Here is a 23,503-nt window from a genome sequence, read left to right on the forward strand (position 1 = left end):
ATGACCCGCAACGCGAAGGCGGGCCGCAGCCAGAACGTCAGCGTTCTGACGAGGCGCTCTCGATTGATCCCCGCCGTGCTGCCCTCCGTGAGAATCGGGACCTTTGTGGGCTAAGCGAGCCTAACGGACGGTCGCCGGACCGGTGAAGGGCGACACGAGGAGCAGCACGCCGACCGCACGATGCCTCACCTCGTCACTCGAGTCCGCTGTGCCAGGGGAGATCGGAGCCGTAAGGGCTGTGAGCGCGGCCTGACGTGGATCAAGCCGCCCTCCCTCTGGATCACGCACCCGTGCGCGCCGGCGAACTCGGCCGTGCGAAGGCCCTGTTGCCGGCCGGGCGGCCGTACGAGGCGGGCGAGGACGTGCCGGTGCGCCCGCGGGCGCGGGCCGGTCGGCCGTTGCGTGGAGGCCGTTGGGCGGCGCATAGGGTGAACCCCATGTCTGCCCCCTTGAGTTCTCCGAGAACCCGCGCCGCGCTCCGCACGTCGGCACGGATATCCGTCGACCTGCTGCTGGTGTTCGCGATGCTCATGGTGGCCCTGTGGCTGCTGGGCCGGATGTGGTCCGTGGTCTGGCCGCTCGTCGTCGGTCTGCTGCTGACGACGCTGACGTGGCCGTCGACGCGTTTCCTGCGGCGTCACGGGTGGGGGCCGGCGTCGGCCGCCTCGGCGGTGACGGTGGTGTTCCTGCTCGTCGCCGCGGGGGTGGTGGCGCTGATCGCCGTTCCGGTGGCGTCCCAGTCGGGTGAGCTGACCGACGGGGTGGTCGAGGGTCTGCAGAGGCTGCGCGAGTGGGCTTCCGGGCCGCCGCTGAACATCGGGGACGACCAGATCACGAAGGCCCTGGACACGGCTGTCGCCCGCGCCCAGGACGGGGTCGGCAGCATGGTCACCGCCGTGGTGACGGGGGTGAGCACCGTGGTGAACGGTGTGGTCACGGCCGTCCTGGCGGTGTTCCTGATGTTCTTCTTCCTCAAGGACGGCCCGCGGTTCCTGCCGTGGCTCGCCCGCCAGCTGCCCGGCCGGCTCGCGACCGACGTCCCGGAGGTGGCGGCGCGCAGCTGGGACACCCTGGGCGCCTTCGTGCGGTCCCAGGCGCTCGTCGGCCTGCTCGACGCCGTGCTGATCGGGATCGGCCTGTGGGTCCTGGACGTACCGCTGGTGCTCCCGCTGGCGGTGCTGACCTTCGTCTCCGCCTTCGTGCCGATCGTCGGCGCGCTGTTCGCGGGTTTCGTCGCGGTCCTCATCGCCCTGGTGTCGAACGGCCTGACGGACGCCCTGATCGTGCTGGCCGTCATCGTCGTGGTGCAGCAGCTCGAGGGCAACGTGTTCCAGCCGATGATCCAGAGCCGTGGGCTGGGCATCCACGCGGCGGTCGTCCTGCTGGCGGTGACGTTGGGCGGCAGCCTCGCCGGCATCGTGGGCAGCCTGCTCGCCGTGCCGGTCGCCGCGGTGCTGGCGGTCGTCTGGAACTACGTGCGCGACCAGCTCGGCGACCCGTCGCAGGAGCCCGACGCCGACGGTCCGCGCACGGGGGCCGCCGTCCCGTCGTAGCCGGTACGGGCGCCGGGCGATCCGGGCCGGCGGTCCGGTCGCCGGCGGCGGGTGGGGCCCACCGCGCCGTCACCGCCGAGGCGCGGCGGCGGTACGGCCGGACGCACCCCGGCCCCGGCGTCGAGCGCCGGGGGCACGCGGCCACGGCGACCGGTCGGCACGCGCCCGGACCGGGTGGGCCGTGCCGGCCCGGGTCTTCGCCGGGCGGTGGCCGACCCGGGCCGGTACGGCCGGGCGGACGGCGCGCGGGACGGGTCCGTCGCGTTCCGGCCCGCGCACACGGCGGCGGGCATCAGGCCGCCTCGACCACGCCACCGCGGATCGCCGCCGCCCATTCCACCACCAGCAGCTCGTACTCGGCCCGCTCCTCGGCCGACAGGGAACCGCCCGTGCGCAGCCACAGCGCCCGGATCTGCTCGTTCACCTCGGCGGCAGACCGCACGGAACCAGGGGAGTCAGAAGTGGGGGACATGCGCCACAGCGTAGGCCCAAGCGCTGACCCTCCGCTACCGGGCGGCTACGCAAGCCGTGGGGAGTCGGTCACGGTCGTCGTGCGTCCCCCGACGGCGCGGGCCGACGGCGCCCGGGTCGCGGGGGACGTGACGGGGTCTCGGTGACCGCGCCGGGCACCGGTGGGCAGGGCGGGCCTGTTCGGGTGCGGGGCGCGGCCCGCGGGGAGCGGAGGCGTGCTCAGCCGGCCGACTCGGCCGCGTGCGGGCTGAGGACGCCCGCCATGACCAGCCCGATCAGCACGATGCCGAGGACGACGCGGTAGTAGACGAACGGCATGAAGGACTTGGTGCTGATGAACTTCATGAACCAGGCGATCACGGCGTATCCGGACGCGAACGCGATCACCGTCGCGAAGGCCGTCGGCCCCCAGTCCACGTGGCCGCCCTCCATCGCGTCCTTCAGTTCGAAGACGCCGGAGGCCATGACCGCGGGGATGGCGAGCAGGAACGAGTAGCGGGCCGCCGCCTCGCGCTTGTAGCCCATGAACAGGCCGCCGCTGATGGTGGCGCCGGAGCGGGAGACGCCCGGGATGAGGGCGCAGGCCTGGCAGAGGCCGAAGATCAGGCCGTCCTTCACCCCGAGGTCGTCCAGGGTCTTGCGCTGCTTGGGCGTGCGGTGGCGCCCGCCGTTCTCGTCGCGCGCCGCCAGCCGGTCCGCGATGCCGATGACGACACCGACCACCACGAGCATGGTCGCGGTGACCCGCAGATCGCGGAACGGGCCCTCGATCTGGTCCTTGAGCGTGACGCCGAGCAGACCGATCGGGATGGAGCCGACGATCACCAGCCAGCCCATCTGGGCGTCGTGGTCCTTGCGCATCGTCTTGTCGAACAGCGACCGGGACCATGCCGAGATGATCCGCCCGATGTCCTTGCGGAAGTAGATCAGCACCGCTGCCTCCGTGCCGATCTGGGTGATCGCCGTGAAGGCGGCGCCGGGGTCCTCCCAGCCCGAGAAGGCCGCGGTCAGCCGCAGGTGCGCGCTGGAGGAAACGGGGAGGAACTCGGTCAGCCCCTGGACGAGTCCGAGGATGAGGGATTCAAACCAAGACATGAGGTTACGGAGTCCAAGTGCCGATCGGAGAGGAGCGACGGGCGCGGCGGGCCGCCGCGCGCGGTGATCAAGTGGTGTGCCGAAGGCAGCGTAGCGCCCCTCGGTGACAGGCCGGGCACAGGGGTTTGGGCCGCTGCCGTTCGACCGGGCGGAAACACGCGGTGGCGCGTCGCGCCCGGATCTTCGGGAACGGTTTCGCGGGACGCCCCGGAGGGGAAGCGCGCGTGGCGGCGGACCTGGGCCGATGTGTTGACCCGCCGCCGGGCGGCCGCTTACGTTGCTGCCGCAGAGAAAGCGCTTGCTGCACGGCCGGCGTCCCGCGTCCCCCGCGAGGCCGCCGGTCACCGGTCCGTCCGGGCGTCCGGCCCGCACGGGCTTCCGGTCCGTTCGGGCGCCCGGTCTGCTCGGTTCTACGGTCGTCCGTCGGAGGAGTGCTGATCACGCCCATGACCCCACCCGCATCCGCTCCGCTCGCCGGCCGCCGTGTCCGGGCCGCCGTCATCGGCACCGGCGCCATCGCCCGCGGCTCCCATCTGCCCGCCCTCCAGCAGCTCGCGGCCGAGGGCGAGACGGAGGTCGTCGCGGCCGTCGACATCGACGCCGGCGCGGTCGAGGCCTTCTGTGCGGAGGGCGGGGTCCCGCACGCCTACACCGACCTGGAGCGGATGCTCGCCGAGCAGCGCCCCGACCTGGTGACCGTCTGCACCCCGCCGACCCTGCACCGCGAGCAGAGCGTGGCCGCGCTGCGGGCCGGCGCCTGGGTGTGGTGCGAGAAGCCCCCGGTGCCGACCCTGGCCGACTACGACGCCGTGGGGGCGCAGGAGGGCGCCGAGGGCGGCCCGTACGCCTCGATCGTCTTCCAGCACCGCTTCGGGTCCGGCGCCCGGCACGTACGGCGGCTGCTCGCCGGGCAGGCCCTCGGCCGGCCGCTCGTGGCGCACTGCCAGACGACCTGGTACCGGGACACCGCCTACTACGCCGTGCCCTGGCGCGGCCGCTGGCGGACCGAGGGCGGCGGCCCCGCCATGGGCCACGGCATCCACCAGATGGACCTGCTGCTGGATCTGCTCGGCCCGTGGAGCGAGGTGCGCGCCATGGCCGGCCGGCTCGTGCACGACGTGGAGACCGAGGACGTCTCCACCGCGCTGGTCCGCTTCGAGGGCGGCGCCCTGGCCACGATCGTGAACAGCGTCCTCAGCCCCGACGAGGTCAGCCGCATCCGCATCGACTGCGAGCGCGCCACCGTCGAGCTCACCCACCTCTACGGCCACTCCAACGCCGACTGGCGCATCACCCCGGCCCCGGACGTGCCCGGCGAACTGGCGGCCGCCTGGCAGGACTTCGGGACGGACGTGCCCAGCTCGCACCTCGCGCAGCTGCGCGAGCTGGTCGCGAGCATGCGTGCGGGGGAGCGGCCGCGCAGCAGCGGGGCCGACGGCCGCACCAGCCTGGAGCTGGTCACCGCGCTGTACAAGTCGGCGTTCACGGACGCGACGGTGAAGCGGGGCGAGATCGGTCCCGGCGACCCCTTCTACACGGCCCTGCACGGCGGCGCCCCCGGCTGGGCGCCGGCCGCCGCGCCGGCCGCCGGGGAGGTGCCCGCGTGACCGGTCTGCGCCTCGTCCACGCGCACGGCGACCGGATCACCGTGACCGACCCGGTGACCGGGGTCGAGCTGCTCGCCTACGTCTACCGGCCGGAGGCCGCGTGGGAGGCGCCGAAGCCGTACCTCCACCCCTTGCGGACCCTCGCGGGCGACGTCGTCACCGACTACCGGCCCAACGACCACCGCTGGCACAAGGGCCTGTCGCTGACCGCCTCCCACCTCTCGGGCGCGAACCTGTGGGGCGGGAACAGCTACGTCCACGGCCAGGGATACCTGCGCCTGCCGGAGCGGGTCGGCTCGATGGCGCACGTCGCCTTCGACGAGGTCGCGGCCGACGGCGACCGGGTCGTCATCGCCGAGCAGCTGACCTGGCACCCGCACAGCGGCGAGCTGTGGGCACGGGAGCGGCGCCGGATCGAGGTGCACGACGTCGACCGCGCCTCCGGCTCCTGGGCGCTGACCTGGACGAGCGCGATCACCAACCGCCGGGACGAGCCCCTGCGGTTCGGCAGTCCGACCACCGCCGGGCGTGCGACGGCCGGCTACACGGGGCTGTTCTGGCGGGGTCCGCGCGCCTTCCGGGACGGGCGCGTCATCGGCCCCGAGGGCGAGGGTCCCGGGCTGATGGGCAGCCAGGGCCCCTGGCTCGCCTTCTCCGGCGAGCACGACGGCGCCGACGGCCACGCGACCGTCGTCTTCGCCCACGCCCCCGAGAACGACCACTCCGGTGCCGGGGGAGCCCACCCCGCGCACTGGTTCGTGCGCAACGAGCCCTTCGCCGGCATCGCCCCGTCCTGGGCGTTCCACGACGAACTGGAGCTGGCTCCCGGCGACACCCTCACCCGCCGGTACCGCGTCGTCGTGGCCGACGGCGCCTGGGAACGGGAGGAGATCGCCGCGTACCTGCGGGCGCACCCGTGGTGAGTGCCCGGGGAGCGTGAGGCGGGCTTCGCGGCGGTGTCGCCGGCCCGGGATCCGCGCGTTCGCGACCGGGCCGCCGCCGTCCTCGGCACGGATCCCGCCCGCCGCGAGCGGCGCGAGCGCCGGCCGCGCGGTGCGGCGGCCGCCGGGCCCGCGGTGGTCAGTGGGGCCGGCGGCAGGGGGGAGGCCGCTCCCCGGGGACGCGGCGGTCGCCGCGAGGCGGGCCGCGCCGGTCGGACCGCCCGCGGACCGTCGTCCGTCATGTCGTCGCCGTCGGACCCGCCACGGTCCATCCCGGGGCCTGCGGGTGGGCCGTGAGGTCCTCGTGGCGCACCTGCCCGCCGCAGGCGGCGCAGGTGACCACCGGGACCATCTCGTGGCCGCAGACGTGCTCGACCACCATGGGCCGGTCGTCGTCCCCGCGGAGGTGACGGTCGCCCCACGCCATGAGCGTCATCAGGACCGGCTCCAGTTCGAGCCCCGCCTGCGTCGGCCGGTACTCGAAGCGCTGCGGACGCTCGCTGTAGGCGCGCTTGGTCAGGATCCCGGCGTCGACCAGGCGGCGCAGGCGGGTGGCGAGGACGTCGCGCGGGGCGCCGATGTTGCGCACCAGCTGGTCGAAACGGCCGTTGCCGAGGCACACCTCGCGCAGGACGAGCAGGGAGTGCTTCTCGCCGACGAGCGCCAGGGCGTCGGCGATCGAGCAGGGACGCGGGTCTTTGCTGGAGGCGGCCATGCCGTTCAGTCTAGGTGAGGGTTGGATTTTCCAACTGATGACGCTATGGTGAGTTCGGATTTCCTACTCACCGGTACACCGTCCGGGCGGGCCCGACGACAGGGCCCCGGCGGCCAAGGAGGCCCGCACATGCGCGACGCAGTCGTCGTCGAAGCCGTACGCACCCCGATCGGCAAGGGCAAGCCCAACGGATCGCTCGCCCACGTCCACCCCGTCGAACTCCTCGCCCACACCCTGCGCGCCCTCGTCGAGCGCTCCGGCGTCGACCCCGCGCTGATCGACGACGTCATCGGCGGCACCGTCGACCAGGTCGGCGAGCAGGCCATGAACACCACCCGCTACGCCGTCCTGTCCGCGGGCTTCCCGGAGACCGTCCCCGCGACGACGGTCGACCGGCAGTGCGGCTCCTCCCAGCAGGCCGTGCACTTCGCCGCGCAGGGCGTCCTCTCGGGCGCGTACGACCTCGTCGTCGCCTGCGGGGTCGAGTCCATGAGCCGGGTGCCGATGTGGTCGAACGTGCCGCCCGGCAAGGACCCCTTCGGCCCCGGCGTCGCCGAGCGCTACCCGGACGGCCTCGTCCCCCAGGGCATCAGCGCCGAACTGATCGCCGCCAAGTGGTCCCTCACCCGCGGGCAGATGGACGCCTTCGCGCTCTCCTCGCACCGCAAGGCGGCCGAGGCCTGGGAGAAGGGCCTCTTCGACGCGGAGGTCGCGCCCCTGGACGGCGTCTCGCGCGACGAGTGCGTCCGCCCCGACAGCACCCCGGAGGCCCTGGCCGGCCTCCGCCCGGCCTACCACGACCCCGCCTTCGCCGAACGCTTCCCGCAGATCGAGTGGAACGTCACGGCGGGCAACGCCAGCCCGATCAACGACGGCGCCTCCGCCGTGCTGATCGCCTCCGGCGAGACCGCCGCCCGCCTCGGGCTGCGCCCGCTGGCCCGGCTGCACAGCTTTGCCGTCACCGGCTCCGACCCGCTGCTGATGCTCACCGGCGTCGTCCCGGCGACCGAGAAGGTGCTGCGCAGGGCACGTCTGTCCCTCGACGACATCGACCTCTTCGAGGTCAACGAGGCCTTCGCGAGCGTGGTCCTGGCCTGGCGGCAGGAGACCGGCGCCGACCTCGCCAAGGTCAACGTGCACGGCGGCGCGATCGCGCTCGGGCACCCGCTCGGCGCGAGCGGCACCCGGCTGACCACGACCCTGGTCCACGCGATGCGCGACCGCGGCGCCCGCTACGCCCTCCAGACGATGTGCGAGGCGGGCGGCCTGGCCAACGCGATGGTGCTGGAGTCCGTGTGACCGGACCTACCGCGCCCGCAGGTGGTGGCGCTTGCGCCACGCCACCACCGCGCCCGCCACCGCCGGCAGGGCGATCGCGGCCAGCGCGATCAGGAAGAGCGGCGAGGCCGGGGACGCGGCGGTGGCCCCGGCGACGACGTACGCGGCCGTGTTCGGGACCGAGCCGAGCGCGGTCGCGACCAGGAACGGCAGCCAGCCCATGCGGGACACGGCGGCGCAGTAGTTCGCGGCCCAGAACGGCACCCCGGGGAACAGCCGGGCCGCCAGCATCGAGCGCAGCCCGTGCCGGCTCAACTGGCCGTCCGCGGCCGTCAGGAGCCGGCCCCGCAGCAGCGACCGCAGCGCGTCCTGCCCGAGCACCCGCCCCAGACCGAAGGCGATGCCCGCGCCCAGCACCGTGCCCCCCAGCGCGGCGCCCAGGCCGAGCTGCGAGCCGAACAGCGCGCCCGCCGCCAGGTTCAGCAACGGCCGCGGCACGAACGCCACCGTGCACAGCCCGTACGCGACCGCGAACACCAGCGCCGCCGTGACACCGCCCAGTTGGGGCGGCCAGCCGTCCGAGAGCAGCTTCTGCGGCTCGAACAGCAGCACGCTCGACGCCGCGGCCGCGAGCAGCGCGACCAGCAGCCCGAAACGGGCCCACGGGGACAGCAGCGCTCTCGTGCAGCGCGCGGCGAGACCGGTGGGCGCGGGCGTGGCGAGGGCGGGCAGGGGGACGGGGACGACGAACTCCGTCGCGGCGGCCCGGGGAGAGGCCGTGGCGGTGCCCCCAGAGCGGGTGGTGGCATCGAGCATCCGGCGACACTAACCGACGCATGCGGGTGATCGCCGTATGGTTCGTCTCATGACGGTCACAGGTGCGCAAACGATCGGCGTGCCGCCGAGCGCGCTCGCCGACACCGTGCTGGAGCGGCTGACCGCCGCGTACGGCGCCGCGGCCGATCCGACGCGGGCGGCGGCCATGAGCGCGTACATGAAGGACGTGGCCCCCTTCCTGGGACTGCCCACGCCCGAGCGCCGGGCCCTGTCGCGGGCCGTCCTCGCGGGCACGCCCCGCCCCGACGAGGCCGACTGCACGGCGATCGCCCTGCGCTGCTGGGCGCTGCCGCAGCGCGAGTACCACTACTTCGCCGTCGACCACCTCCGCCGGCACGCGGGACGCTGCACGTCGGCGTTCCTGCCCGTGGCTCGGCACCTGATCACCACGGTCCCCTGGTGGGACACCGTCGACCTGCTCGCCGTCCACGTCGTCGGCGCCCTCGTCGCCGCCGACCCGGGCCTCACGGCGGAGACGGACGCCTGGATCGACGACGACGACCGGTGGCTGGTCCGCGCCGCCCTGCTCCACCAACTCCGCCACAAGGAACGCACCGACGCCGACCGCCTCTTCGGCCACTGCCTGCGCCGGTCCGGCCACCCCGACTTCTTCGTCCGCAAGGCGATCGGCTGGGCGCTGCGCGAGTACGCCAAGACCGACCCCGGGGCCGTCCGCGCCTTCCTGGCACGCGAGCGCGACCGGTTCGCGCCGCTGTCGGTCCGCGAGGCGCTGAGGAACACCGGCGGCTAACGCGGCACGTGCGGTACCGGAGGTGCCCCGTCGTCGGGGTGCCGGGGGCCGCGAAGCGGAAGGGAACCGTGAGGCGGGCGTTCGCCGGGCTCTCTCCGACGTGCGGCCGGACCCCCGGCATGCCGGGGAAAACCATTCGACACCGGTCGAACCGTCGGCGAGGATCGGTCCCATGTTCCGGTACGCCTTCCTCCTCGCAGCATCCGCCGTCGCGGATGCGCCGAAGGCTGCCGTTCCCGTCCTCGCGGCCGCTGTCGACGGCGCCCGAAGCTGACCCTCTCCGGATCGACCGGCGGACCCCGCAGGGGGAGGGTCGGTGAGTTCCTCGGGGTCCCCGTCCCGGCCGGCGTCCCGCCACAGCCGGGGCCGTCGCTCAGCACCCTTCCGAGAGGCTTCGAGGTACCGCCATGCCCAAGACGGCGTACGTCCGCACCAAACCGCACCTGAACATCGGCACCATGGGTCACGTCGACCACGGCAAGACCACCCTGACCGCCGCCATCACCAAGGTCCTCGCCGAGCGCGGCGCCGGCACGTTCGTGCCGTTCGACCGCATCGACCGCGCCCCCGAGGAGGCGGCGCGCGGCATCACCATCAACATCGCGCACGTCGAGTACGAGACCGACACCCGGCACTACGCGCACGTCGACATGCCGGGCCACGCCGACTACGTGGTTGACACACCCTGTCATGCTTGTAGCCAGCCGCAGCGAAGGGCGGGGACGTGGAGGAAATCGACCTCTATCTCAGGAAGAGCAAAATCGTACGGGAAGGCGTGGAAGCGCTGACCTTTGAGACGCAGGAGGCAAGGGGACGGGAGTGGGCAGCGCGCCACGACTACCGCGTCCGTAAGGTCTGGAAGGACAACCTCAGCGCGTGGACGGACACGAAGCGGCCTGACTTCGAGAGGGCGCTAGCTTCCCTGCGGCGCAAGGAAGTTCCGGCGCTGTGGTGCTACGCCGTCGACAGGTTCGACCGGAAGGGCGCGTTCTCCGTCCTTCAACTGTTGGACTCCGGCGTACGGATCATCTTCGACTACGAGCGGCTCGACAGCGCGGACCCCAGGGACCGCGAGCGAATCGTCAGTGACGCAGAACGGGCGAAGGCTGCATCCGATCTCCTGTCGCACCGAGTGCGCGACACGAAGCGAGTACAGCGCCGCAAGGGCGTGTGGCTTGGGGGCGCCCCGTTCGGCTTGGTCAAGGACAGGCACGGGAAGCTACGTCACGGCAAGGAGTGGAGCACAGTGCTTCGCATCCTCGACGAGGTGGCTGAAGGACGGCCGCCCCGTGTCGTCGCGCGACGACTGACAGACGACCGTAAGCCCTCCCCGAAGGGTGGCCCGTGGAATGCGTCGACCGTCCGCCGCATCGTCTACAACCCCGTATACGAGGGGTGGCAAGTCGTCGCGCTCTCACGTGACTACACATGGCCCGTCGCATATCGCAACGAGTCCGGCGAGCGCGTCTCTGTGTTTGCTGCCGGAGTCGAGCCGGTGCCCGCGGCCCTCGTCGCGAAGGCGCGACGAGTTCACTCAGGTCACCAGCGGGGAGCGCTGGGACCGCGTGTCGGTAAGGCGTCGCATCTTCTGACGGACCTACTCCGGTGCGCCGGCTGCGGGGCGAAGATGCCGACGAGTGGGCGTTCGTATGTCTGCAACAGTCACGCCATGGGCAAGCCGTGCCCGGCGCCTGCCTCCGCCATGCGAGCGCGCATCGAAGAGTACGTCTACCGGGAGTGGGTCGGGGCAGTCAGCGCGGCCGACGTCGACGCAGGCGACCCGCTGATGATCGCCGTGGCGGAGCGCTGGGCGGCTCTCGTCGCGCCGGAGGAGACGGAGGAGGCGCAGGAGGCTCTAGGAGCCGTCAAGGCTGCGGAAGCGGCCGTAGAGCGGCTGGCCAACGACCGCGCTAAAGGGCTCTATGACGGGGCCATGGGGAAGCACTTCCCGCGCCTCGTCGCGGAGGCAGAGGCGACCCTGAGGGAGGCACAGGAGCGCGCAGACGAGCTGAGCGGACGTCGAATCGACCTGACGATGTTCGACGATGCCGACATGCTCGAAGAAGCGTGGGAGGCGGCCGACCTGCCGACCCGCCGGGACCTCCTCCGCGTCGCCATTGAGAAGATCACTGTCACGCAGGCCGCTCGTCGTGGTGCGCTCTTCGACGGCGACGCACGGTGTGACATCGAATGGGCAACGCCGGCTGAGTCGTAGCCACACACGAGAGCCCCCGCCGGGACATCTGGCGGGGGCTTCGTTATGCCTCTGGGGGCGCGCTCCAGGCGCCGGCTAGGGGCCTCTCCGGGAGGCTCGCGCCGTCTCGGGCTAGGAACCACTCGACGAATGCCCGCACGGCCGACGAGCGGTCCGTGGAGGCCGCTTTTGCAGCCTCGTCGAAGGCGTCCCATGTCTCGTCGTCAATGCCGCGGATGCCGCGGAGCTTGTGCTTGTGCGCGTTGGCCATGGCGTCAGTGTGCCAGGGTGGTTGACCACCTGTCGAGGGTGTGCCACTATCGAGGCGCTAGGGGGTGGTTAACCACCTCGTATGACGAAAGCCCCGCGGCATCCTGGCAGATCACACGGGGCGTTCGTCCTCAACAGAGGAGACACCATGTTCGCACGCTTCGACGTCTCGAACCTCACTCAGCTCCAGCTCGACGGCGCCACCTGCGTCGTCTGCGGCGACGAGGACGGCGCGATGATCCCCGTCGGCGCCGTCGAGGGGGGCCAGGTGTTCGCGCACCGCCCCTGTGTCGAGGAGCGCCCCGCCCCGAAGAGCGTCCTCGTCGTCGGCGACACGTCGACGTCCGCCGCACTGGACGACCTCACCGCCTTCGCCTCCGACGTCGCCGACCGTCTCGGCTTCCCCGTCCTCGTCGCCATCGGCCGCGACTACCGCCCGGAGGACTTCGAGGGGGTCGTCCTGGCGGACGGGTGGGCGACGTCCTACGACTCCGCCGTCCTGGGCTGCGAGGCGATGCTCGCGGACGTCTACTGCGTCTGGTCGGAAGAGGTCTACCGGCACCCGATCATCGCGACGTGCGGGCTCTGCGGCGACGTCGACCCGGAAGCGGCGCCGGTCGCTGTCGGCGGAGGATGGTCGGTCAGCCTCTGCCCGGCATGCGCCCCCGCGGCCACCCGTCCCGCGACCCTTGAGGTCGTCGCCTGATCGTCGTTACACTCTGTAGCTAACCCCGCCCCGAGTCTCCTCGGCCGGCGGGGTTGCTGCGTTCTCGGGGAGTGGTCGATTTGACCCTCGTCGGCGCCTCCAACGGGTACCGGAGGACGACGCTCCGCCCCATTTAGGCGTTTAGTCGCCTACGTCGCATTGGTGCCTCGTCTGCCCCCGTCCAAACTCGCTCCAATTTGCACGCCCCCTGACCTGCACAGTTAGCCAAACTAGCCAAACTCCGGGCTACTTTCCTCTTTACTCCCCACGCGTTAGAGAAGTCTTGGAAGTGGGGGTTAGTTTGCGTTTTTGGCCTGAGTCTGGCCGGCGCTCGACGGGGCGCCTGTCGGGATGTCGGGGGAGGGGGCTCGTCGACGGGAGGCGGAGGGCGAGAGGCGCCCGAGAAGCCGTCTGTACGCCCGTCTCCCGCCCGAACTAGTAGCCTCCGGTATCTGACCCCATTCCGCCGCTCAGGACCGCACAGGGCCGCACGGAGCCGTTTCGAGGATTCAGGCTGTGACCTGCGCTCTCCCCGTCGTCTGCGCGCCCCGGGCCGTGGATCGTTACGGAAAGTAGTCATTGCCCGCTGGCGCCCCCGCCCTAACAAGAGTTCCTTCGCGCCCCATAACTCCATTACAGGGCTGTGTCCGCGTCACATCCGACGCCCATTACGACACAACCCCTGTAGTAACCGCGCACGCGCGCGGACGTCGACGACAAGGGGCAGCAAGGATGTACGACGACAACGGCGCACCAATCCGCCGGCGCACTCATCTGACGGACGAGGCGGAGGAACTCCGCTACCTGGCGCTGGAGCTGGAGACGGACCACGACGCCTACGTGTCCCGCGGACGCGCACCGTGGCGGGGGCTGTCGGGGCATGATCCGCTCGACGACGTCCCCGACGAGGAGTTCGGGGAGCGACAGTTCGAAGACTGGCACGACGGCATGTACGACGAGGACGACCCGGAGCGTCCGCGCCGACGTCGGCCGTCGGGACGTGAGATCGACATCCGTCCTCCGGTCGTCGGGGAAGTCTCCGTCCGCATCGACCCGGAGATAGCTCGACGCTTCGCGGATCGCCAGGCGGAGGCGACGGAGGGGCCGGCGTGGGAGGTCGACGGGGGCCGCGTGGTGGTCGTCGGCGACTTCAAGGAATGGTGCGGCCCCTGCATCGAGTGCGGGCAGGAGTTCACGCAGCGACGGCCCGCGTCCCAGCGCCGGAAGTGGCGTCGGCTGTGCGGAGCCGTGTGCTCGACGGAGCGGCGCCGCAGAGCTAACCGCGAGCGGATGCGCGACGTGCGTGCTGTGGGGAGCGACGCCGCGTAGGTCTGTGCGCACGTACATAGGGAAGGGGAGAGGCCGCCTCTCCTCTCCCCGAACTCGTGGAACCTCCGGACCCGGAATCACTGGCCGTTGAAGGTTCCCGCACTGCGGGACGGCGACCTCTCCTCCGTCGCCCCGCTTAGCCCTCACCACCCGTGTCCCTTCGGGGAGCGTGTCGAGCGCCGGCTCCCTCCTTCGGCCGCGCAGCTCCGCGCCGCCTCTCCACGGGTGGTGAGGGCTTTTCCATGCCCAAATTTCGATCGGTAGAGCGAAGACCACGGATGGAGAGACGATGCGTGCTCTTGACGTACCCGGTCCCAGCAAACGGCCGTGCCTGACGTGCGGGGAAGTCTTCCCCGTGACGCTGGAGCACTGGCCGTGGGACCCCGCAGGACGAGGCGGAACACGCCCCCACTGCATCACTTGCTACAACGCGAAGCGCCGTGAGGCGTACGCGGACAACCCCGAACCTCAGCGACGGCGCATGCGAGAGCGGTACGCCGAACGCGCTGAGCACTTCCGAAGGGCCCTGACTCCGGGTGAACAGGGCCCTTTGTCGTATCCGACCACGAAGGACTGATCATGCCCCGCAGGAAGAGCACTGCCCCCGCATCCGTCTGGGACGCCGTTCCCGACGTCGTGACAGCGGAGAGGCTGTTGAAGGAGACGCAGGAGAGGCTTACGTCCCTCCCGTCGGCACCGTCCCCGGAGCAAGCGCGCCAGGCAGTCATAGACGCTGCCGTGGAGGCCATGCGGACGGAGGGGGCGACGATCCCCGCGGACGTCGGCGAACGCGCGGCAGAGGCATACACAGCGGCTCTCGCGCCCCACGCGGAGCGCCTGGCACTCCACACAGCAGTGAACGCGCTTCGCCGGCGCATGCCGTTCCTGAAGTCGCGCGGCGCCCGCGTCGTCCTGGAGGCGCTCGCGGCGCAGCTCGACGACGTCCTGTCGGAGACGCGGACTGTCATCGAGCGCTCCGGTCACCTCGACGCCGACTCCGCCATTGAGGCGGGGGAGCAGGGGCTCACCGACTACCGCCGGCTCCGGGAACTCGTGGGCGTCGTCGACGAGATCCGCAAGACGCAGCGCAGCGTCTATGCGGAGGTCGGTGACGCGGGCGTCCTGGCCTCCCTGTACCGGCAGGGACACGACCAGTTCCGCGACGTGCCGACGATGCGTCGAGACGAGGGCGGCAGTCCGTATCAGGGCGTGATCGCTGGCACCCTGCCGGCCGACGTCATGGCCGTCGTGACCGGGCGACGTCGCCGAGACGTCCCCTTCCTGATCTACATGGCCGAGAGCGGCCGTGCCTGGCTCCCCGTCGACGTCGAGGAACTGGCGGAGGTGTCACGCGGTGCGGAAGACGTCGGCACTCCCGACGACGGCGCCAACCCGCTGTGGCTGCGCGAGTCGACCACCCACTGACCTGACTACCTGAGAGACGACCATGCAGCTTGTAACCGAGTACACCGATCCATCGACCCTGAGCGGCTACGCCCGCGCGGCACTGGAGGACTACGAGGAGAACGCGTTCACGCTCTCCCGCTGGCTTCCCAGTGACGTCGTCGACGATCTGTTCTTCCGCTTCGAGAAGGGCGGGGGCGGGCTCGTCGAAGCGGCCAACTTCCGTGCGTACGACGCGGAGTCGGACATCGGTACCCGGGCCGGCGCCGTCCGGGTGTCCGGCATGCTCCCGCCCATCTCACGCAAGATCCCTGTGAGCGAGTACGAGCAGATCAAGGAACGGAACCTCGTCGACGCGGACAGCATCTCGGACAAGATCCTGAACCTCGCGGAGAAGCTGACTCGTGAGGTCGGGGCGCGCGTCGAACTGGCCCGGGGCGATGCTCTGTTCAACGGTGGCGTGACCATCGAGGAGAACGGCGTGAGCGCCTCCGTGGACTACGGACGCGACCCCGATCACTCGGTGACGGCAGATGTCTTCTGGGACGATCCCGACCTGTCGAAGCCGTTCGACGACCTGACGCTGTGGACGGAGGTCTACAACGACACGAACGGCACGATGCCGGAGTTCATGATGATGCCGGATCGCGTCTCCAGGCTCCTGCGCAGCAACGCTCAGCTCTGCCGGATGTCGACGACCGGCCCGGTACCGCCCGCCGTGCTCAGCACCGACGACCTGAACGAACTTCTGAGGGAGCACGACCTCCCGCAGATCGTCACCAACGACGCCCGCGTCAGCTTCCAGGGCGTGGCCACCCGCGTCACGCCGGCCGACAAGCTGTGTCTCCTGCCCGCCCCGGGTGACTCCGTCGGCAAGACGCTGTGGGGGACGCCGGTAGAGGCACGCGACAGTCAGTTGCACATCCCCTCCGGGGAGCAGCCTGGCGTGCTGGCTCTCAGCTATAAGACTGAGGACCCACAGACGCTCTGGACGCGCGTTACCGCCATCGTCCTCCCCGTCGTGGCCGACCCGGACCGCACGTTCGTCGCGAAGGTGGTGTGAGCGTGGAGCCGACACCCGAGCAACTCGCGGTCGGCGAACCCAAGGGACTGACGCCGGCCATGTGTTCCCGCCTGCGCGGTGAGACCCCCGAGGAACTGGAGGCGGACGCGGACGCCTTCCTGTCAGAGTTCACGCCCGTCACTCCGCTTCCCCCCGCGATCCGTTCCGGCGGACCGCGCGGTGTCGACGTCGGCTCACGGGGTGGCGTCAACAGAGGCGCCGCGCTGTACCGCGCACGTCACGGGAAGGACTGACGTGACAGCGTGGGCAGGAAGCAACAGACGTTCGACGCTGCCGCGGAACTGGGCAAGGCTGCGACGCCAGGTGATCCGTCGGGACGGTGGTCAGTGCACGGTCCGGCACAGCGACGGCACGCGATGCCCGCAGCCTGGCACCGACGTGGACCACATCGTCCCTCACTCGCTCGGAGGGTCTGACGACCTGGAGAACCTGGCGTTGTGCTGTGCGTGGCATCACGCCCGCAAGTCCAGCAGCGAAGGCGGACAAGCCTCCGCACTGAAGCGCGTGAGGACGGAGCGCCCGCGCGAGTCGCACCCCGCACTCGACGACTGACGTCGCACCACCTCTGACCTGCGGAAACTCGACGCACCCCCACCCGGTATACCCCGACGGGAAGCCTTCCGTCTCGAAGAGATGCTGGGCTTCGCGGTCTGTACGGGTCTGGGGGATCCGAGCGAGGCGGCCACAGGCGGCCACTGGAGGCCCGAACGCCGGCCGGTTGGACTGATCCGGACCCCGAAACGGGAGGCGGGCGCCCAGCGATCCACGCACACAGCGCCTTAGAAAATACCTGGTCAGACATTGTTTTACCGTTACCGGCCGCACTAGAATGGGCACCATGAACACACGGAGATGCGAGTGGTGCGCGGAGCACCTGGGAGCGCGGCACTCACACCGCGCCCGGTTCTGCTCCACTCGTTGCCGTGTCGCCGCCCACCGTGCGGCGAAGAACGACGCGACTCCTCGTGAGCTGACGACCCGCGACAGGTGGGTCCGGCGCTCCGCGGACAAACGGCCGCTCACGGTCGCCGGCATGGCGGCATCAAGCACCGACCCGCGGACCTGGAGCACGCACAAGGACGCCGCAGCCTCGACGGCCGGCGTCGGTCTGGGCTTCGTCCTCGACGGGGACGGCATCGTCTGTCTCGACCTGGACCACTGCTTGAACCCGCTCACCGGGCAACTCGCCCCGTGGGCCGCAGCCATCATCCGCGACGCGGGCGCCACCTACGTAGAGGTGTCCCCGTCGGGCGACGGCTTGCACATCTGGGGCCGCGCTCACGTCCGACAGGGACGGCGCATCCGACGCCCCGACGGTACGGCCGTGGAGATCTACGGGACCGGCCGATACATCGCCGTTACCGGGCAGCGCTTCAGCGGCGCCCCGTCGACGCTGGCGGATATCAGCGCGCTCACGGCCGATCTGACGGCCTGACACCCAACAACACAGAGCCCCGAAGGGAATGCCCTTCGGGGCTTCGTCAGTTCTGGAGGAGCTTTGATCCACCGCGACGCCCCGAAGTGCAAGCGGCCCGGCTGTCACTTCACGCGACACATGCGAACGGGGCCGAAGGGCAACGCCAGACTTCCCAAGCACTGTAGTGCCGAGTGCAGCGTTTTCATGGTCCGCGTACGTAAGGCACTGCGCGACAACGACGGAGCGGAGGCCGCGGAACTCCTCCGCCTGGCGGAACTCCTCGACGCCCGTACGACACCGTTCGCGCGAGTGTCTGGGATATTCGCCGCGGGCGAGACGCGCACCTGACGTTACCCACCGACCGCATAAGGCCCGTAGTGAATTCCGCTACGGGCCTTTTTCATGCCCGAAAGGGAAACCATGAGTGACGAAAACCTCTGCAAACGTAGAGGTTGCAACTTCCATGCCGAAATCCTGATGATCGGCGACCTGGCGTTGCCTACTTCCTACTGCGGCGATTCTTGCGCCGATTTCGAATGGCTCCGGAGAGGGCTGGAGGCGCAGGAACCAACGCCGGAAGTTGCATCGGCGTTTCAGACGCTAAACGCCCTCGAACGACTGTTGAACGGCCGTTCCGACCCGTTTGCCGTCGGACCGCTCCTGGGGTCGCTCTATGGCCGCTGCTGATCTCGATATCGTCGGCGGAGCGGCCGTTGACGTCGTACCGATTGCTCCTCAGTTCCACACGAAGCTAAAGGGCATCGTCCTCCCCGCGGCCGACAGAGTGGGCGAAGAGGCTGGTAGGCGCCTCGGCGAGGCGATGAGCCGACACATCGTCGTCGCGATTCCCAACGCCATCACGAATGGTGGACGAGCCGCCCGCACTTCCGCAACGCGCCAGGGTGACGACAACGCCGGCGCCTTCGCACGCGCATTTAAAACGCGTTTGGAGGCGGCGTTTCGGTCGTTGCCTCGTCCCGACGTGCGTTTGTCGACGACTGGCTTTGACGCCGATCTAGCGCGCGTCCGTGCCCGCATGGAATCGCTCGCAAACAAGCGCGTTGGCGTCGACATTGACGCCGCAACGGCGTTTGCGCAGATTTCCGCTATTGACGCGGAGCTCGAAAGGCTCGGCGCGCAGACGGCGGATATTCAGGTTCGTTCGGATATCGCTGCCGCCCGCGCCGGACTCGCCGAAATGGAGCGGGCCGTCAATGACCTCGACGGCGAAACGGCAACCGTCCGCGTCCGTGCCGACACCGGCCAGGCGCGGACGGAACTCATGCAACTCGGTGTGCTCCTGGGAGTCGTCGCAGCGATACCCGTGATTCCGGTAGCCGCCGCAGGTCTGGGCGCTATCGCGTCCGCGGCCGTCGCCGCCGGCGCAGGTGTCGGAGCGCTCGCACTCGCGGCCGTGCCTGCCATCAAGGGCGTGACGTCAGCGATCCAGGCGAAGACAGCAGCCGAACAGGAAGCCTCCCGCGCGACGGACAACGGCGCAGCGTCGAGCGTGAAGGCTGCGCAATCGGCGCTTCAGCTTGCGTCTGCGCAATCAGCGCTGCGCAATGCGCATCGTCAGGCTGCGCAAGGGGTTGCCGACGCGAGCCGTCAGGTTGCCGACGCGGAGCGCGCCCTCGTCGACGCGAAGCGGGCCGCCCGCGACGCGGAGGACGACCTCACGCAGGCCCGCCGCGACGCCAGGCAGGAGCTCCGGAGCCTTCAGGATCAGCTCCTCGACGGCGCGCTCGTCGAGCGCGAGGCCACCCTCCGCACGAAGGAAGCGCGCGAGGAGCTCGCCCGGGTCATGGCCGATCCGAAGTCGACGGACCTCCAGCGTCAGCGTGCGCAATTGAGCGTTGACGAAGCGGTGCGCAACGCCGACAGGCAGCGCGCGAAGCAAGCGGAGCTGAAGCGGTCCGTCGAGGAGGCCACGAAAGCGGGCGTCGACGGGAACGAGGCCGTCAAGGACGCCACGAAGCGTGTCGCCGATGCGCAGCGGGCCGTACAGGACCGCACCCGGGCCGTCGCCGACGCGCAGGCCAAGGTGCGCACCGCGGAGGTACAGGGCGCGGAGGCCGTCGCCAACGCGGAGCGCAGTCTCCAGGCTGCGCGGCTCTCGTCCATCGACACCACGGCGAAGGCCGTCACGAAGGCGGACGAGTATCAAAAGGCACTCGCCAAACTCACGCCAGAACAGCGCGACCTGTACGACTCCATAGCCGGCCCGACAGGGCTCAAGGCGGCATTCAGCGCATGGGCGAAGGCGCTGTCTCCCGACGTCCTCCCGCTCTTCACGCGGGCCGTCAACGGCGCGAAGAACGCTCTTCCTGGCCTCTCGCCCCTCGTGCGGGAAACGGCGGCCGGCGTCGAGGAGCTCCAGGACGCAGCGTCGAAGGAACTCAAAGAGCCGTTCTGGCAGGGATTCAAGCGGGACATTGAAGGCTCCGCGCGCCCGGCTGTCGTCGGCCTGGGCAAGGCATTCGGGAACACCCTGAAGGGCATGGCCGGCGTAGTCGACGCCTTCCTCCCGCATATGGACGACATCGCCGCCCGTATGGTGAGGACAACGGGCCGATTCGCCAATTGGGGAACGGGCCTGAAGGGCAGTCCCGAGTTTGAGCGGTTCCTCGACTACGCCGCGAAAACCGGGCCGAAGGTGGCAGCGTTCTTCGGCGCCATTGTCGGAGCCGCACTGAGCATAGGCTCCGCCCTCTCCCCGCTTTCCGGGCCGCTCCTCGAAGGGCTAACCCTCGTCGTCGATGGCATTGCGACCGTCGCGGAACACGCGCCGTTCGTCGTCCAGGGAATTTGGCTCGCCGTCGCGGCGTGGAAAGCCTGGACAGTCGTGGTGTGGCTGTGGAACGCAGCAATGGCGGCGAGTGGTATTCCGCTAATTGTAGCCGGAATCGCGGCCCTGGCAGCCGGCGTCGTGTACGCCTACCAGAAGTTCCCCGCCTTCCGGGACGCAGTTCAGACGGCGTGGTCGGCGATAAAGACCGCGACGGATTGGCTCTGGACGCAGGCGCTGAAGCCATTCTTCGAGTGGTTCGGCGGCGTAGTCGTATGGATCTGGGACACCATCGTCAAGCCCTACATCGGATTCATCGTCGCCTACTGGAAACTAGTGGGTGACGTATTCGTCTGGCTGTGGTCGAACATCGTGAAGCCGTACATCGATTTCATGGTGGCTTACTGGTTGATGGTGGCCGACGTGATTTCGTGGCTCTGGTCCGGGATCTTCAGCCCCATTTTCGGCTTCATCGGAGACCTGATAGCGTGGTGGTGGAAGAATATAGTCGAGCGGTACTTCGGCTATGTCATGACCATCGTCCGCGGAGTCGGCGATATTTTCGTCTGGCTCTACGACCTCGCCATCAAGCCTGTCTTCGACGAGATAGCCGACAAGGCGGATTGGCTCTGGACGAAGGGCCTGAAGCCGGCGTTCGATCTCGTGAAACAGGGCGTCGGCCTCGTCGGTGATGCCTTCGGCGACGCGAAGGACGCGATTAGTGAAAACTGGCGCGAGGTCGCCGGAATCGTCGCGAAGCCGGTGAACTTCATTATCGACTGGGTCTACAACAAGGGCATCAAAGCCGTCTTTGACGGCGTGTCGAAATACGTTGGAATGGACCCACTCCCGAAGGCACCGAAGCTACTCGACACCAACCCGAAGTTCTTCGCTGACGGTGGGCGGACGAGCGGCGGTACCCCGGGCGTGGACAGCATTCCCGCCCTCCTCATGGCCGACGAGTTCGTCATCAAGCGATCGTCCGCCCGGAAGATCGGCTTCGACAAACTCGCCTACATGAACGAGCGCGGGGAGCTCCCCCGGTTCGCGGACGGCGGTATCGTCGGCGCGCTCGGGGACGCGTGGGACTTTACGAAGGACGCCGCAAGCAACGTCGCCGGCAAGGCTGTTGACTGGGCGCAGACGGCTGCGGACCTCGTCGCCAACCCGTCGAAGATATGGTCCAAGCTGACGAAGCCGATCCTGGACAAGGTGAAGGAGAAGCTTAGCGGCTCACCCATGCTGGAGGCACTCGCCAAGCTCCCCGCAAAAATGATCAGCGGCATCAAGGACAAGATCATCGACACCGTGTCCTTCTCCGGTGGCGGAGGAGGCGGAGGCAACGCCAACGTCGGTGGCGGAAACGGCGGCTCTGGAGTGGCCAGGTGGCGGCCGACGGTGCTCCAGGCGCTGAGCATGACAGGCAATCCGGCAGCGTACGCAGACCTGACGCTGCGACGGATGAACCAGGAGTCCGGCGGTAACCCCACGATCGTCAACAAGTGGGACAGCAACTGGCTCGCGGGACACCCGAGCGTCGGCCTCATGCAGGTTATCGGCCCAACCTTCCGGGCGCATGCCGGGACGATGCGGGACGTCGGCCCCTTCTCCTACGGCGTCTCGACGAACCCACTGGCCAACATCTACGCCTCGATGCGCTACGCAATGTCGGCGTACGGATCACTGCCGGCCGCCTACAACCGTCCTGGCGGCTACGCCCTCGGTGGCCGCGTCGTCCCGACGTGGTTCGATGACGGCGGATACCTCCCGAAGGGCCTGTCCCTCGTCGCCAACGGCACCGGATCCCCGGAGCCGGTCTTTACGAGCTCTCAGTTCGCCGACATCCGCGCCGCGAAGAGCGCCGGCCCGACGACGCCTCCGGTCATTCACAACCACGTCTATCTCGGTACGCGCGAAATCACGGACATCGTTGACGAGCGCGTCGAGGTCTACGACCACGACACGGCTACGGCGCTCAACAACGGCCGTCTCATCTGACGCACACCACACACGCACGCACCGCCCCCGGGTCGACGTGACCCGGGGGCTCCTGACGTCGAGGAGGATCACCATGTTCAACTGCACGAAGCCGATCAAGAGCGCCCCCGTCGCCTGCCCGCACTGCGGGGCCGACGTCCCCCAGACGCCAGGGAGCGGGCGCCGCAAGCTCTACTGCACTCCGGACGCCGGCAAGCTCTACCGGCAGCGTCTCCGCGCGCTGGGGTTCCCGGTATGACGTACCGATCGAAGTACCACGGTCGCTACTCCGGCATCGGTGCGATGCTCTCGCGGCCGTGGCTCCAGGCGAAGTGCGTGTCTACGGCAGAGAAGCTGAAGGCGGTAGCGGAGGGCAACAGCCCGACCGGTGATCCGGCGAAGGACCCGCACCCGGGCCAGTACCGAGCGAGTTTTGTCGTCGTTCCGATCATGCTCAATGTTCCCTTCCGCGGGAAGCCCCGGCAACGTGGCAGCGCACGTCTGGTCAACACGGCCCCGCACGCCTCCATCGTCGAGCGAGGCAACGGCAAGACACCGCGCTACGCGGTTCTCTCGAAGAGCATCGACGACCTGAAGGCGGCCCACGGTGCCTGACACACAAGAGCCCCCGCTCTCCGTCATGGAGGGCGGGGGCTTTCTTGCGTTGGCAACGTCAGTCGTCGGCCGGCGCCTCGTCGTCTTCGTCTTCCTCGTCGTCGTCTTCCTCGTCGTCGTCACCCGGCGGACGGAGCCGCTCGCCCCGGGACTCCGCGACGGCGATGACCTCAGACAGGCTCTCCGCGGCGCGTCCCAGCATGAACGTGGCTTCGTCGGCCGACATCTTGTCCGCCTCCAGCATGGGGATGATGAGTGCGAGGAGGACGCGCGCGACGTCGATTCGCTGGTCTTCGATGTGGTCGGCCAGGCGGGACACGACGCCGTCATGGTTGGCGGATTGGATGAACACTGTTCCCCCGCGGGGGCCGGTGAAGTGGACACGTCGAAGGCTCATGCGTTCGCCTCCGAGGACTTCGGTACGCTGCGCGGCATGTCGGCTCCTGCTAGTCGACGTAGCCCCTGGCGCGG

24 protein-coding genes and 1 pseudogene are annotated in these 23,503 nt (G+C 69.8%); 19 read left to right on the forward strand and 6 right to left on the reverse strand.

The annotated features are described in order from the left end of the window. Positions 1-437 precede the first annotated feature (437 nt). A complete protein-coding gene (locus tag ACH4F6_RS26990) occupies positions 438-1,553 on the forward strand; it encodes an AI-2E family transporter (protein ID WP_397962928.1) in 1,116 nt (371 codons plus the stop codon). Positions 1,554-1,845: 292 nt separating this feature from the next. Here the strand turns inward: ACH4F6_RS26990 and ACH4F6_RS26995 are convergent, their stop codons facing one another. Then, complete coding sequence (locus ACH4F6_RS26995) at positions 1,846-2,025, reverse strand: hypothetical protein (protein ID WP_397962929.1); 180 nt, start codon at positions 2,023-2,025, stop codon at positions 1,846-1,848. A gap of 218 nt (positions 2,026-2,243) precedes the next feature. Beyond that, entirely contained in the window at positions 2,244-3,119 is an 876-nt protein-coding gene (locus ACH4F6_RS27000) for an undecaprenyl-diphosphate phosphatase (protein ID WP_397962930.1), read from the reverse strand. A gap of 446 nt (positions 3,120-3,565) precedes the next feature. Here ACH4F6_RS27000 and ACH4F6_RS27005 point away from each other — a divergent pair, with 446 nt between their 5' ends. Continuing rightward, positions 3,566-4,726, forward strand: coding sequence for a Gfo/Idh/MocA family protein (locus ACH4F6_RS27005; protein WP_397962931.1), 1,161 nt, complete (start codon positions 3,566-3,568; stop codon positions 4,724-4,726). Beyond that, positions 4,723-5,649 (forward strand): PmoA family protein, encoded by a 927-nt coding sequence (locus ACH4F6_RS27010; protein ID WP_397962932.1) that lies wholly within the window; start codon positions 4,723-4,725, stop codon positions 5,647-5,649. Before ACH4F6_RS27005 ends, ACH4F6_RS27010 begins: the two co-directional genes overlap by 4 nt. 256 nt (positions 5,650-5,905) lie before the next feature. Here the strand turns inward: ACH4F6_RS27010 and ACH4F6_RS27015 are convergent, their stop codons facing one another. Then, positions 5,906-6,382, reverse strand: a complete 477-nt coding sequence (locus ACH4F6_RS27015) for a winged helix-turn-helix transcriptional regulator (RefSeq protein ID WP_397962933.1) — start codon at positions 6,380-6,382, stop codon at positions 5,906-5,908. A gap of 129 nt (positions 6,383-6,511) precedes the next feature. On the opposite strand from ACH4F6_RS27015, the gene ACH4F6_RS27020 reads away from it, so the two are divergent. After that, positions 6,512-7,681: a thiolase family protein gene (locus tag ACH4F6_RS27020; protein ID WP_397962934.1), complete on the forward strand. Its 1,170-nt coding sequence runs from the start codon at positions 6,512-6,514 to the stop codon at positions 7,679-7,681. A gap of 6 nt (positions 7,682-7,687) precedes the next feature. Here ACH4F6_RS27020 and ACH4F6_RS27025 read toward each other — a convergent pair whose 3' ends face one another. Continuing rightward, complete coding sequence (locus ACH4F6_RS27025; RefSeq protein ID WP_397962935.1) at positions 7,688-8,476, reverse strand: TVP38/TMEM64 family protein; 789 nt, start codon at positions 8,474-8,476, stop codon at positions 7,688-7,690. Between the two features lie 49 nt (positions 8,477-8,525). Between ACH4F6_RS27025 and ACH4F6_RS27030 the strand changes: the two genes are divergently transcribed. The 3 genes and pseudogenes from ACH4F6_RS27030 (at position 8,526) to ACH4F6_RS27040 (ending at position 11,463) form a co-directional block, all read left to right on the forward strand. Then, positions 8,526-9,248, forward strand: a complete 723-nt coding sequence (locus ACH4F6_RS27030; protein WP_397962936.1) for a DNA alkylation repair protein — start codon at positions 8,526-8,528, stop codon at positions 9,246-9,248. A 407-nt stretch (positions 9,249-9,655) separates the two neighbouring features. Further along, positions 9,656-9,922, forward strand: a pseudogene (locus tag ACH4F6_RS27035) (GTP-binding protein); the annotation flags it as partial. Positions 9,923-9,972: 50 nt separating this feature from the next. Further along, on the forward strand, positions 9,973-11,463 hold the full coding sequence (locus tag ACH4F6_RS27040; protein WP_397962937.1) for a recombinase family protein: 1,491 nt from the start codon (positions 9,973-9,975) through the stop codon (positions 11,461-11,463). 43 nt (positions 11,464-11,506) lie between these two features. Here the strand turns inward: ACH4F6_RS27040 and ACH4F6_RS27045 are convergent, their stop codons facing one another. After that, positions 11,507-11,713 carry a hypothetical protein gene (locus ACH4F6_RS27045; RefSeq protein WP_397962938.1) on the reverse strand — a complete coding sequence of 69 codons (207 nt, stop codon included), beginning with the start codon at positions 11,711-11,713 and terminating at the stop codon, positions 11,507-11,509. Between the two features lie 147 nt (positions 11,714-11,860). Here ACH4F6_RS27045 and ACH4F6_RS27050 point away from each other — a divergent pair, with 147 nt between their 5' ends. The 12 genes from ACH4F6_RS27050 to ACH4F6_RS27105 all read left to right on the forward strand — a co-directional run bounded on the left by ACH4F6_RS27050 (position 11,861) and on the right by ACH4F6_RS27105 (position 23,032). After that, the gene (locus tag ACH4F6_RS27050; protein ID WP_397962939.1) at positions 11,861-12,418 is read left to right on the forward strand and encodes a hypothetical protein; all 558 of its coding nucleotides are present in this window, start codon (positions 11,861-11,863) and stop codon (positions 12,416-12,418) included. Positions 12,419-13,150: 732 nt separating this feature from the next. Then, positions 13,151-13,747 carry a hypothetical protein gene (locus tag ACH4F6_RS27055; protein WP_397962940.1) on the forward strand — a complete coding sequence of 199 codons (597 nt, stop codon included), beginning with the start codon at positions 13,151-13,153 and terminating at the stop codon, positions 13,745-13,747. An 855-nt stretch (positions 13,748-14,602) separates the two neighbouring features. After that, the gene (locus ACH4F6_RS27060; protein ID WP_397962941.1) at positions 14,603-15,172 is read left to right on the forward strand and encodes a hypothetical protein; all 570 of its coding nucleotides are present in this window, start codon (positions 14,603-14,605) and stop codon (positions 15,170-15,172) included. A gap of 22 nt (positions 15,173-15,194) precedes the next feature. Beyond that, the gene (locus ACH4F6_RS27065; protein WP_397962942.1) at positions 15,195-16,214 is read left to right on the forward strand and encodes a major capsid protein; all 1,020 of its coding nucleotides are present in this window, start codon (positions 15,195-15,197) and stop codon (positions 16,212-16,214) included. Positions 16,215-16,216: 2 nt separating this feature from the next. Further along, the gene (locus ACH4F6_RS27070; RefSeq protein WP_397962943.1) at positions 16,217-16,468 is read left to right on the forward strand and encodes a hypothetical protein; all 252 of its coding nucleotides are present in this window, start codon (positions 16,217-16,219) and stop codon (positions 16,466-16,468) included. A gap of 145 nt (positions 16,469-16,613) precedes the next feature. Further along, positions 16,614-16,787, forward strand: coding sequence for an HNH endonuclease (locus ACH4F6_RS27075; RefSeq protein ID WP_397962944.1), 174 nt, complete (start codon positions 16,614-16,616; stop codon positions 16,785-16,787). 286 nt (positions 16,788-17,073) lie between these two features. Next, entirely contained in the window at positions 17,074-17,670 is a 597-nt protein-coding gene (locus tag ACH4F6_RS27080) for a bifunctional DNA primase/polymerase (RefSeq protein ID WP_397962945.1), read from the forward strand. Between the two features lie 186 nt (positions 17,671-17,856). Beyond that, complete coding sequence (locus tag ACH4F6_RS27085; protein ID WP_397962946.1) at positions 17,857-18,000, forward strand: hypothetical protein; 144 nt, start codon at positions 17,857-17,859, stop codon at positions 17,998-18,000. 72 nt (positions 18,001-18,072) lie between these two features. Further along, positions 18,073-18,339, forward strand: coding sequence for a hypothetical protein (locus tag ACH4F6_RS27090; RefSeq protein WP_397962947.1), 267 nt, complete (start codon positions 18,073-18,075; stop codon positions 18,337-18,339). Continuing rightward, complete coding sequence (locus tag ACH4F6_RS27095) at positions 18,326-22,438, forward strand: transglycosylase SLT domain-containing protein (protein WP_397962948.1); 4,113 nt, start codon at positions 18,326-18,328, stop codon at positions 22,436-22,438. Before ACH4F6_RS27090 ends, ACH4F6_RS27095 begins: the two co-directional genes overlap by 14 nt. A 73-nt stretch (positions 22,439-22,511) precedes the next feature. Next, entirely contained in the window at positions 22,512-22,676 is a 165-nt protein-coding gene (locus ACH4F6_RS27100) for a hypothetical protein (protein WP_397962949.1), read from the forward strand. After that, a complete protein-coding gene (locus ACH4F6_RS27105) occupies positions 22,673-23,032 on the forward strand; it encodes a hypothetical protein (RefSeq protein ID WP_397962950.1) in 360 nt (119 codons plus the stop codon). Before ACH4F6_RS27100 ends, ACH4F6_RS27105 begins: the two co-directional genes overlap by 4 nt. A gap of 58 nt (positions 23,033-23,090) precedes the next feature. Here ACH4F6_RS27105 and ACH4F6_RS27110 read toward each other — a convergent pair whose 3' ends face one another. Continuing rightward, positions 23,091-23,351 (reverse strand): hypothetical protein, encoded by a 261-nt coding sequence (locus tag ACH4F6_RS27110; RefSeq protein ID WP_397962951.1) that lies wholly within the window; start codon positions 23,349-23,351, stop codon positions 23,091-23,093. Between the last annotated feature and the right edge of the window lie 152 nt (positions 23,352-23,503).

The organism is Streptomyces sp. NPDC017936 (genome assembly GCF_044328485.1).
Taxonomy (GTDB): domain Bacteria; phylum Actinomycetota; class Actinomycetes; order Streptomycetales; family Streptomycetaceae; genus Streptomyces.

Coding starts and splice junctions, on each gene's coding strand:
- ACH4F6_RS27100 (WP_397962949.1), top strand. CDS start 22,512: ATGTTCAACTGCACGAAGCCGATCAAGAGCGCCCCCGTCGCCTGCCCG.
- ACH4F6_RS27025 (WP_397962935.1), bottom strand. CDS start 8,476: ATGCTCGATGCCACCACCCGCTCTGGGGGCACCGCCACGGCCTCTCCC.
- ACH4F6_RS27105 (WP_397962950.1), top strand. CDS start 22,673: ATGACGTACCGATCGAAGTACCACGGTCGCTACTCCGGCATCGGTGCG.
- ACH4F6_RS27085 (WP_397962946.1), top strand. CDS start 17,857: ATGGTCCGCGTACGTAAGGCACTGCGCGACAACGACGGAGCGGAGGCC.
- ACH4F6_RS27095 (WP_397962948.1), top strand. CDS start 18,326: ATGGCCGCTGCTGATCTCGATATCGTCGGCGGAGCGGCCGTTGACGTC.
- ACH4F6_RS27000 (WP_397962930.1), bottom strand. CDS start 3,119: ATGTCTTGGTTTGAATCCCTCATCCTCGGACTCGTCCAGGGGCTGACC.
- ACH4F6_RS26990 (WP_397962928.1), top strand. CDS start 438: ATGTCTGCCCCCTTGAGTTCTCCGAGAACCCGCGCCGCGCTCCGCACG.
- ACH4F6_RS27065 (WP_397962942.1), top strand. CDS start 15,195: ATGCAGCTTGTAACCGAGTACACCGATCCATCGACCCTGAGCGGCTAC.
- ACH4F6_RS27050 (WP_397962939.1), top strand. CDS start 11,861: ATGTTCGCACGCTTCGACGTCTCGAACCTCACTCAGCTCCAGCTCGAC.
- ACH4F6_RS27080 (WP_397962945.1), top strand. CDS start 17,074: ATGAACACACGGAGATGCGAGTGGTGCGCGGAGCACCTGGGAGCGCGG.
- ACH4F6_RS27005 (WP_397962931.1), top strand. CDS start 3,566: ATGACCCCACCCGCATCCGCTCCGCTCGCCGGCCGCCGTGTCCGGGCC.
- ACH4F6_RS26995 (WP_397962929.1), bottom strand. CDS start 2,025: ATGTCCCCCACTTCTGACTCCCCTGGTTCCGTGCGGTCTGCCGCCGAG.
- ACH4F6_RS27045 (WP_397962938.1), bottom strand. CDS start 11,713: ATGGCCAACGCGCACAAGCACAAGCTCCGCGGCATCCGCGGCATTGAC.
- ACH4F6_RS27020 (WP_397962934.1), top strand. CDS start 6,512: ATGCGCGACGCAGTCGTCGTCGAAGCCGTACGCACCCCGATCGGCAAG.
- ACH4F6_RS27015 (WP_397962933.1), bottom strand. CDS start 6,382: ATGGCCGCCTCCAGCAAAGACCCGCGTCCCTGCTCGATCGCCGACGCC.
- ACH4F6_RS27090 (WP_397962947.1), top strand. CDS start 18,073: ATGAGTGACGAAAACCTCTGCAAACGTAGAGGTTGCAACTTCCATGCC.
- ACH4F6_RS27030 (WP_397962936.1), top strand. CDS start 8,526: ATGACGGTCACAGGTGCGCAAACGATCGGCGTGCCGCCGAGCGCGCTC.
- ACH4F6_RS27055 (WP_397962940.1), top strand. CDS start 13,151: ATGTACGACGACAACGGCGCACCAATCCGCCGGCGCACTCATCTGACG.